Consider the following 9338-nt stretch of genomic DNA (forward strand, 5'->3'; position numbering starts at 1 on the left):
ATCGGCGTCGCGCCGCATGTGCTGGCGCATATGCTGGTCATTCTCCTGCTGGCGATGTTCCCCGCGCTGATCCTGTGGCTGCCATCGACCATCGTGCAGTAGGGCAGATGGTGGGCGCGCCGCGGTTGTCTGCGGAAGAGGGCGAAGGGCGGTTCGCGTTCTTCGCCCTCGCCGTTGCGTTCGGTTTCGTTTTCATCTCGCGGGGTGTCGCCGATACCTGGATGGTCTTTCTGCTGCCGATCGAGCAGGAATTCGGCGCCACCCGGCAGCAGACGGCCGGAGTCTATTCCACCTACATGCTTGCATCCGGCCTGAGTGCGCCCCTGGCCGGCTGGCTGCTGCGCCGTTTCGGCGGCCGGGTCTGCTATTTCACGGGTGTGGCGCTCATTGCGCTGGCCATGCTGGGCGGCGCCCGGGCCGACGGCATCGTCGCGCTGTATCTGTGCGTCGGCATTCTCGCCAGCATCGGTATCGCCGCGATCGGCATCGTGCCGGCATCGGCGGTAATCGGCCGCTGGTTCCGCCGCCGCATGTCGGTGGCGATGGGCGCCGCCTATGCCGGCCTCGGCACCGGTTCGCTGCTGGTGGTGCCGCTGGCGCAGTGGTGGATCGAATGGCAGGGCTGGCGCAACACCTACACGGCCCTGGGCCTGACCGTCGGCATGCTGGCGCTGCTCACGCTGCTGCTGCCCTGGCGGCGGCTGCAACCGGCTTTGCCGACGATCCGTGCCAGTCACGGTGCGACCGGAGACGCAGAGCAGGGACTGAGTCTCCGTGAGGCCTTGCGCCGCCCGGAGTTCTTCGGCCTGGTGGCGACCTTCGGCTTCACCGGCTTCAGCATGTATGTCGTGATCGTGCAGGTGGTGCCGCTGCTGGTGGAAAGCGGTTATGCGCCGCTCACTGCCGCCACCGCCTTCGGCGTGTCGGGCATGCTGTCGGTCGGCGGCGTGATCCTGTCCGGCTGGCTCTCGGACCGCTTCGGCCTGCGCCCGATCGGATTGCTCAGCTTCGGCTGCACCTTCCTCGGCATCCTCTGCCTGCTCGCCCTGAGCTACGCCGTTTCCGAATGGCTGCTGGTTGCCTATGTCGCCATCTTCGGCATCGCCCAGGGGGCGCGCGGGCCGATCATTGCGACGATGTCGAACCGCCTCTTCACCGGTCCCGCGGCCGCCGCGATCTACGGCGTCATCTACGCCATGAGCAATGTCGGCGCCGGTTTCGGCGCCTGGCTGTCCGGCTATCTTCATGACCTTTCCGGCAACTACCAGATCGCCCTCATCGTCGCAGCCGTTGGCATTCTCTGTGCTGCCCTGCCGTTTCTGCTGCAGCCCGTTTTCCGTTCCCCGACTCCGATCCGCCCGCCATCCGCATGACCGTGGAGAGACCACCGATGTCGCAGACCGTTGCCGTTCCCCGTCCCGCCGCTTCGCTGATCCTGCTGCGCGATGGCTCTGACGGTCCGGAAGTCATGATGGTCGAGCGGACCGGGTCCGCCAGCTTCGCCGCCGGCAAGTTCGTGTTCCCAGGCGGCACGAAGGACGCAGCGGACGAGACGCTGGCTTCCGGCGGTACGCCCGACGCCGCGCTGCGGGTCACCGCCATCCGCGAGACCTATGAGGAATGCGGCCTGCTGCTGGTCGAGCCGGAGCCGGCGGAGGTGGCGCCGGCCGCCAGTTTCCAGGCATTGCTCGAGACGGGCGGATATACCCCGGCCACCCACCGGCTGACCCCCTTCGCCCACTGGATCACACCGCCGCATCTGCCGAAGCGGTTTGACACCCGCTTCTTCATCGCGCGGGGGCCGTCCCGGCAGGTCGCCGCGGCCGATCTGCGGGAAGTGATGTCCGCTGTGTGGCTGCGGCCCCGGGCGGTCGTCGCGGCGGCCGAGGCGGCCGAGCTCAATCTGATGTTCGCAACCTATATGAATCTGCGCTGGCTGGCGCGCTTTGCTTCAGTCGCCGACGCGCTGGCGGCGGCCGAGACGCGGCAGATCGTCACGGTGGTGCCCGAGCCGGCTGACACGCCCGAGGGGCGCGTCTTCCGCATTCCCGAAGCTGCCGGCTACGGCGAGACCGCGATTCTCGAGCATCGCTTCCGCCGCGGCTGACGGCGCGCCGCCGCCGCGCGTCCAGGCGGCGGTCATTATCGCGGTACGGATTCCCGCCCGCGGGCCGTTGACAGGCGCCGCAAAGAGCCTATCAATTGCGACCGGTTCTCACTATCATTATCGCCGTATACTATAACGTCGGCCGAACGGATAGCCGCTGATGCAGCACGACTTCTCTTTTGCCACCCTGGTCTTCGAAGCCGACCCGGTGGTGCAGGCGGTCATGGCCCTGCTGGTCATGGCCTCCGTGGCCTGCTGGGCCATCGTCTTTGAAAAGCTGGTCCGTTTCGCCCGGCTGCGCGGCGCGATCCGCAGCTTCGAGAACGCCGTGAAGGCCGATGCATTGCTGGCCGGCGATCGGCAGCAGGCGCCCGGCCTGCCGGGCAATCTGATCGCCGCCGCGGCACGCGAGAAGCGCGAGGGACTGGAGCCCGGCGAAACCCGCAGCGAGTTCCGCCGCCGCCTCGAGGCGGCGATGCGCCAGGCGATGGTTCAGCATCTGCGCCAGGTCGAACCCGGCCTGCCATTCCTGGCGACGGTCGGATCGGCGGCGCCTTTCGTCGGCCTGTTCGGCACGGTCTGGGGCATCATGAACAGCTTCACCGCCATTGCCGGCAGCAACGATACCAGCCTGGCGGTGGTTGCGCCCGGCATTGCCGAAGCGCTGTTCGCCACCGCGCTCGGACTCGTCGCGGCCATCCCGGCGGTGATCGCCTACAACAAGCTCAGCACCGATCTGGGCCGGATGGGACAGCGGACCAGCGCCGCCATCGCGGAGGCCGCCCGCCAGTTCGCGCGTGCGCCCGTGCATCCGGTGCGCCAGGCCGACGCCGGCCAGTAAGGGGCAGTCATGGCGATCTCTCCCCTGGGCGGCAGCGGCGGCGACTACGACCAGGAATTTGCCGATTACCGCCCGCTGTCGGACATCAACGTCACGCCCTTCGTCGATGTGATGCTGGTGCTGCTGATCATCTTCATGGTGGCGGCGCCGCTGATGATGGTCGGCGTGCCGCTGCAGCTGCCGAAGACCAGCGCTGCCAAGGTGGCGCCGCCGCAGGAACCGCTGGTCGTCAGCATCGACAGGACGGGCGCGCTCTTCATCCGCAAGGAGGCCGTTTCCGAAGCCGATCTGGTCGCTCGCCTGAGCGCGATCCGCAGTGAGGAACCTGACTCCGTCGTCTATGTCCGTGGCGATACGGCGCTGGAATACGGCCGCGTCATGCAGGTCATGGGCATGGTCGGCCAGGCGGGGTTCGCAAAGATCTCGCTCGTCGCAGAAGACGCATCGGCCGGCAGCGCGGGACGCTGATGCGCGCCCGGCTCACAGCCATCGCGGTTTCGCTTTTCGCCCATGGCGCCGCGGTCGCCCTGCTGGTGATCGGTCTGCCCTGGTCGAACTCCACCGGCGCCGTCGATCAGGGCCTGCATGGCATCGAGATCTCGCTCGCAGCCGGCGGAATCCCGAGCGTGCCGGCACCGCCACCGCCGGCTCCCGAACCTGATCCCGAGCCGCAGAAGGTGGAGGAGAAGCCCGTCGAGCCGGAGCCGGAAGTTGCGGCAACGCAGGAAACACCGCCGGTGATCGCCTCGCGCTCGGAAGAGCCGGCAATCGAAGAGGTGCCAAAGCCCGATCCGAAGCCGCGACCGCAGCGTCGGCCGCCACCGCCGAAGCCGGAAGCCGTGAAGCCGCCCGAGCCGAAAGTCGCTCCGGCGCCCGCACCGGCACCTGCACCGGAACGGCAGACCACGGAAGTTGCCGCGGCGCCGGTCTCTCCGGGCGCCGTCGGCGAGCGCGTGGCGCCCGGCGCCGGCAGCGGCGCGGCAGCCACCAGCGGCGGCAATCCCGGGCTGGAAGCGGACTACTACGCCCGGCTTCTCGCCTGGCTGGAGAAGCACAAGGAATATCCGCGCGGCGCGCAGCTGCGCCGCCAGCAGGGCGTGGCGCATCTGCGCTTCAGCATTGACAGCACCGGCAGGGTGCTGAGCTACCGGCTGGAGCGCAGCTCCGGCTACGAGACGCTGGACGACGCCGTGGAGCGCATGATCCGCAGGGCAGGACAGCTGCCGCCGATTCCGGCGGCGCTCGGCAAGGAACGCCTCGATCTGGTCGTTCCGGTGCAGTTTTTCTTACGGCATCGCTAAGGAGAGACGCCATGTTCGGAGCCAGGACGCTTATCCGGGTTGCAGGGGTCACGCTTCTGCTGGCTGCCGCACCGGTTCAGGCGGCGCCGTCCGAGGCCACGAAGCAGGCGGTGCTGCAGACCTACGGCGACATCGCGCAGGCCATGTACGAGGATTCGCTGCACGCGGCGCGCAGGCTGCAGCGTGCGGTGACCGCGCTGATCGAGCGCCCGTCGGACGCGACGATGAAGGCGGCGCGGGAAGCCTGGCTGAACGCCCGCATCCCCTACCAGCAGACGGAGGTCTACCGTTTCGGCAACCCGATCGTCGATGAATGGGAAGGCCGCGTGAATGCCTGGCCGCTGGATGAGGGCCTGATCGATTATGTCGATACCGCGCAGTATGGCGAAGAGGCGGACGAGAATCCGCTATACACCGCCAATATAATCGCCAACCGTGAAGTGAGGATCGGCGGCACGCCGCTGGACGCCTCGCGCATCGACTGGAAGCTGCTGCGCAGGCTGCACGAAGCGGGCGGTGTCGAGGCCAATGTGGCCACGGGATACCATGCCATCGAATTCCTGCTCTGGGGGCAGGATCTGAACGGCACCGGCCCGGGTGCTGGCAACCGGCCCTGGACCGATTACGACAGGCGGAACTGCACCAACGGCAATTGCGATCGCCGCGCGCAGTATCTTGCCACGGCCACCCAGATGCTGGTCGACGATCTGGCCTGGATGGCGAAGCAGTGGAAACCCGATGGCGATGCCCGCAAGGCGCTCACCGCGCGCGGGACGGATACCGGCATCAGCATGATCGTCACCGGGTTGGGCAGCCTGTCCTACGGCGAGCTCGCGGGCGAGCGGATGAAGCTGGGCCTGCTGCTGAACGATCCCGAGGAGGAGCATGACTGCTTCTCCGACAACACCCACAACTCCCATTACTACAACGTCGTCGGCATGCTCGCGATCTATGGCGGCGAGTACAGACGCATCGACGGCACCGTGGTGAAGGGCGCCGGCCTGGCGCAGCTGGTCCGCGAGGCCGGCGCCGAACTTGATGTCGAGATGCGCGCCCGGCTGAAGGCCACGCACGAGGCGATGCTGGTGCTGAAGCAGCGCGCCGAGACGAAAGAGGCCTATGACCAGATGATCGGGCCCGACAATCCCGAGGGCAACGCGGTGGTCGAGGCGGCGATCAACCGGCTCAGCGAGCAGACCCGCAGTCTGGAGCGCGTGGTCGGCGCCCTGAAGCTGAACGCGGTCACGTTCGAAGGCTCCGACAGCCTCGATGCGCCGGACAAGGTGGGCAAGAACTAGGATATGAAACCCGGGCTTGCAGCGCTTTCAGCCGCGATCCTGTCCACGGTCCTCGCCGCCGGCATCGGATCATGGGCGTCGGAACCGGCTGACGAGTCCCGGCCCGGGGGGCAGGCGACGTCGTTCAAGCCGCTGAACAGCTCGGCGTTTTCGCATCCCTCCGCCAACATGCGTTTCGAGCGGCAGCTCGATTTCAGGGTCGGCGACGGAATCTTCCGTAAATTGTGGGTGTCGTCGCCGAGCTCGACGGTTTCCTCGGACGGATTAGGCCCGCTGTTCAATGCGCGCGGCTGCCAGTCCTGCCACCTGAAGGACGGCCGCGGCCGGCCGCCTGCGGCCGGCGAGGATGCCGTCTCGATGTTCCTGCGTCTCAGCATTCCGCCGCAGGATGCCGGTCACCGGCGCCTGCTGGAAACCCTGCAGGTGCCGGTGATCCCCGAGCCGACCTATGGGTCGCAGCTGCAGAATTTCTCCGTCCAGGGACTGCTCGCCGAAGGGCGCATGGAGATTTCCTATACCGAGTTCCCGGTTGCGCTTGCCGATGGCGAAACGGTTGTCCTGCGCCGCCCGGCCTACAAGGCGGCCGGTCTCAATTACGGGCCGATGCATCCCGACACCATGCTGTCGCCCCGCGTCGCCTCGCCGATGATCGGCCTCGGCCTGCTCGAGCTCATTCCCGAGGATGCGATCCTCGCCCATGCCGATCCGGAAGACGGCAACGGCGACGGCATTGCCGGCCGGCCGAACCGCGTCTGGAGCGCCGAGCTCGGCAAGGTGGCGATCGGCCGCTTCGGCTGGAAGGCGGCGGCGGCCACGGTGGCGGATCAGGCGGCGGGGGCATTCCTCGGCGATATGGGCCTGTCGACCCATCTGGCGCCGGTGTCGCACGGCGACTGCACGGCGGCGCAGCAGGACTGCCTTGCCGCGCCGAACGGCAATGACGGAACCGAGCAGGTCGAAGTGCCGCGCAAGATGTTCGATCTGGTGACCTTCTATGCGCGCAATCTCGCGGTGCCGGCGCGCCGCAACATGGATGACCCTGCCGTGCGGCGCGGCCGGCAGATTTTTGCCGATGCCGGCTGCGCCGGCTGCCATGTGCCGGGCTTCACGACCGGCAGCCACCCGGATCGCCCGGAACAGTCGAACCAGCACATCTGGCCCTATACCGACCTGCTTCTGCATGACATGGGCGAGGGTCTCGCCGATCACCGCCCCGAAGGTCTGGCTGACGGCCGGCAGTGGCGCACGCCGCCGCTCTGGGGTGTCGGCCTGACGAAGACGGTCAGCGGCCATGAATTCCTGCTGCATGATGGCCGTGCCCGCGGCGTGCTGGAAGCCATCCTGTGGCATGGCGGCGAGGCCGAGGCGGCTAAGCGGAAGGTCGTCGCGATGTCGAAGCAGGAACGCGCCGACCTGCTGGCTTTCATCAACTCGCTCTGAGGCTGTCATGCGAAAGCTGCTGATCGCGGTTCTCGGGGTGGCCGTTCTGGCCGGACCGGCCAGGGCGCTCCCGGACGACGCTTATGTCAGGCTGAACGAAGCCGCGATCACGCAGCATGTGCAGCCGCGCTATCAGGCCTTCGCCAGTGCCGTCACCGCGCTGCGCAGCGCCACGGAAGTCTTCTGCAAGGCGCCCGCTGCCGCCGGTCTCCCGGCCCTGCAGCAGGCATACCGTGACGCTGCCGGCGCGTGGCAGGACATCCAGCATGTCCGTTTCGGCCCGGTCGAACTGTTCTTCCGCAGCCAGCGCATCGCCTTCTGGCCGGATTCCCGCAACACGATCACCCGGCAGATGGGTGATCTGCTGGCGAAGCGCGATGCTGCGGCGGTACAGCCCGAGCGGCTGGCCAGGGGCAGTGTCGCCGTTCAGGGCCTGCCGGTACTGGAACGCCTGTTCTTCGTTGAGGATGCCGCAAAACTGACGGCTGGCGATGCCGAAGCCGCCTTCCGCTGCCGTTATGCGGAAGCCGTTGCCGCCAATCTGGAGACCATCGCCCGCGAAACCGCCGATGAATGGACGCACGTGCCGGCCGACGGTCAGGACATGAGCCTCGACCTGTTCAAGAGTCTCTACACGGCCGTGGAGCTGATTGCCGACCACAAGCTGGCCCGGCCGCTTGGCGCATCGGCAGCACAGGCGCGGCCGCGGCTCGCCGAGGCCTGGCGGAGTGAATCGTCGCTCTCGCATATCCGTCACAATCTGGCCGCCGCGCTTCATCTGTATCAGGTGGCCTTCAGACCTGTTCTGCCAGATACCGGGCTGAACGAGTCGATACAGCGCGGCTTCGACCGCAGCATCGCCGCGGCCGATGCGATCAAGTCCCCGCTGGAGGAGGCGATCGCCGATCCGTCACTGCGGCCTGCGGTGGAGACGCTGGCCGCCGAGGTTCTGGCGCTGAAGAACCTTCTGGTCCAGAAGCTGCCCCCCGCACTCGATCTTCCGCTGGGATTCAATGCGCTCGATGGCGACTGAACCGACACGACGTACTGTTCTCGGTCTGCTGGCGGGCAGCTTCCTGCTGCCCTCGGCCGCGTTCGGCAACCCTGCGAGGCCGCTGTATCTCAGCGCCTGCGCCATGAAGACCGGCTTCGGCGTCGGCGCCTTCGATGATGCCGGCGAGATCCGGTACAGCTTCGCGCTGCCGGGACGCGGTCATGGCTTTGCCTGCCGGCACAATGGCGATCTGGCGGTCGCGTTTTCCCGCCGGCCCGGCCTCTGGATGGTGGTCTTCGATCCGCGCACGGGACAGCTGGTGAAATCACTGGAAGCCGCGGAAGGGCGCAATTTCTGCGGCCATGGTGCCTTCTCGGCGGACGGCCGGCGGCTCTTTGCCACCGAGGTCATCGCCGATACGGGCGAGGGCGTTCTGGGCGTCTATGCCGCGGATGCGGGTTTCCGCCGCATCGATGAGTGGCCCACTGAGGGGCTCGACCCCCACGAGGTTCTGCTGCTGCCCGATGGCCGTCATCTGGCGGTCGCCAATGGCGGCATCCTGATGCGCTCCGACCTGCCGCGGATGAAGCTGAATCTCACCGAGATGGATCCGTCAGTGGGCTATGTCGATATCCGGACCGGCAGGGTCGCCCGGCTGATCCGGCCGCCCGCGGAACTGCGCCAGCTCAGCATCCGCCACATGGCCGTCGGCCGCAAAGGCGAGGTGCTGATCGGCATGCAGTATGAGGGGCCGGAGTCGGACGAGGTTCCGCTGGTCGCGATGCATGAAGGCCCCGGCAGCGAGGCGCCGCTGCATTTCCTGTCGATTCCCGCCGAACAGCAGGGCGCGCTCAGCCAGTATTGCGGCAGCGTCGCCACCGACCGCAGCGGCCGCTATCTCGCGGTTACCAGTCCGCGCGGCAGCACGGTGCTGATCTGCGATCTGGAGAACGGAACGGTGAACGCCATGCGCAACGCGACGGATGTCTGCGGCGCAACGCGATCGGTGACCGGAAACGGTTTCATCCTGTCCAGCGGCACGGGGCGGCTGACGCGGTGGAGCGGCGCGCCCGCCACTTTGTCCAGCCGAACGGATCTCCGCTGGGACAACCACATCTATCCAGCTGCCGTCTGACGTTCGTCATCTGCCTCAGGAACTTTCCACGCGCGTGGGACTCTTCGGGAAGCGGCCATGGCATTGCCGAAGGAGAGTTTCATGACATCGTCCAAGACAACCACCGACCACGAGATCATCCGGCAATGGGCCGAGCAGCGCGGCGGCAGGCCGTCGGCGGTGAGCGGCACCGGCGGCAGGAAGGATGCCGGTATTCTGCAGATCGATTTCCCCGACCGGAAC

The 9338-nt window shown here is 67.4% G+C and carries 9 protein-coding genes; all 9 read left to right on the plus strand.

Annotation, left to right across the window (positions count from 1 at the left end; all coding sequences use genetic code 11):
* The first annotated feature begins 107 nt into the window (after positions 1–107).
* Entirely contained in the window at positions 108–1373 is a 1266-nt protein-coding gene (locus VKZ87_RS15985; protein WP_324222263.1) for an MFS transporter, read from the plus strand.
* Positions 1374–1390: 17 nt separating this feature from the next.
* Positions 1391–2107 carry an NUDIX hydrolase gene (locus VKZ87_RS15990; protein ID WP_324222264.1) on the plus strand — a complete coding sequence of 239 codons (717 nt, stop codon included), beginning with the start codon at positions 1391–1393 and terminating at the stop codon, positions 2105–2107.
* 160 nt (positions 2108–2267) lie between these two features.
* Positions 2268–2948, plus strand: a complete 681-nt coding sequence (locus tag VKZ87_RS15995) for a MotA/TolQ/ExbB proton channel family protein (protein WP_324222265.1) — start codon at positions 2268–2270, stop codon at positions 2946–2948.
* A gap of 9 nt (positions 2949–2957) precedes the next feature.
* Positions 2958–3416: an ExbD/TolR family protein gene (locus VKZ87_RS16000; RefSeq protein ID WP_324222266.1), complete on the plus strand. Its 459-nt coding sequence runs from the start codon at positions 2958–2960 to the stop codon at positions 3414–3416.
* A complete protein-coding gene (locus VKZ87_RS16005) occupies positions 3416–4249 on the plus strand; it encodes an energy transducer TonB (RefSeq protein ID WP_324222267.1) in 834 nt (277 codons plus the stop codon). Before VKZ87_RS16000 ends, VKZ87_RS16005 begins: the two co-directional genes overlap by 1 nt.
* Positions 4250–4260: 11 nt before the next feature.
* Positions 4261–5547, plus strand: coding sequence for an imelysin family protein (locus VKZ87_RS16010; protein ID WP_324222268.1), 1287 nt, complete (start codon positions 4261–4263; stop codon positions 5545–5547).
* Positions 5548–5550: 3 nt separating this feature from the next.
* On the plus strand, positions 5551–6987 hold the full coding sequence (locus VKZ87_RS16015; RefSeq protein ID WP_324222269.1) for a di-heme oxidoredictase family protein: 1437 nt from the start codon (positions 5551–5553) through the stop codon (positions 6985–6987).
* A 7-nt stretch (positions 6988–6994) separates the two neighbouring features.
* Positions 6995–8020, plus strand: coding sequence for an imelysin family protein (locus VKZ87_RS16020; RefSeq protein ID WP_324222270.1), 1026 nt, complete (start codon positions 6995–6997; stop codon positions 8018–8020).
* Complete coding sequence (locus VKZ87_RS16025; RefSeq protein ID WP_324222271.1) at positions 8010–9116, plus strand: DUF1513 domain-containing protein; 1107 nt, start codon at positions 8010–8012, stop codon at positions 9114–9116. Before VKZ87_RS16020 ends, VKZ87_RS16025 begins: the two co-directional genes overlap by 11 nt.
* Positions 9117–9338 lie beyond the last annotated feature (222 nt).

It is taken from the genome of Ferrovibrio sp., assembly GCF_035304305.1.
Taxonomy (GTDB): domain Bacteria; phylum Pseudomonadota; class Alphaproteobacteria; order Ferrovibrionales; family Ferrovibrionaceae; genus Ferrovibrio.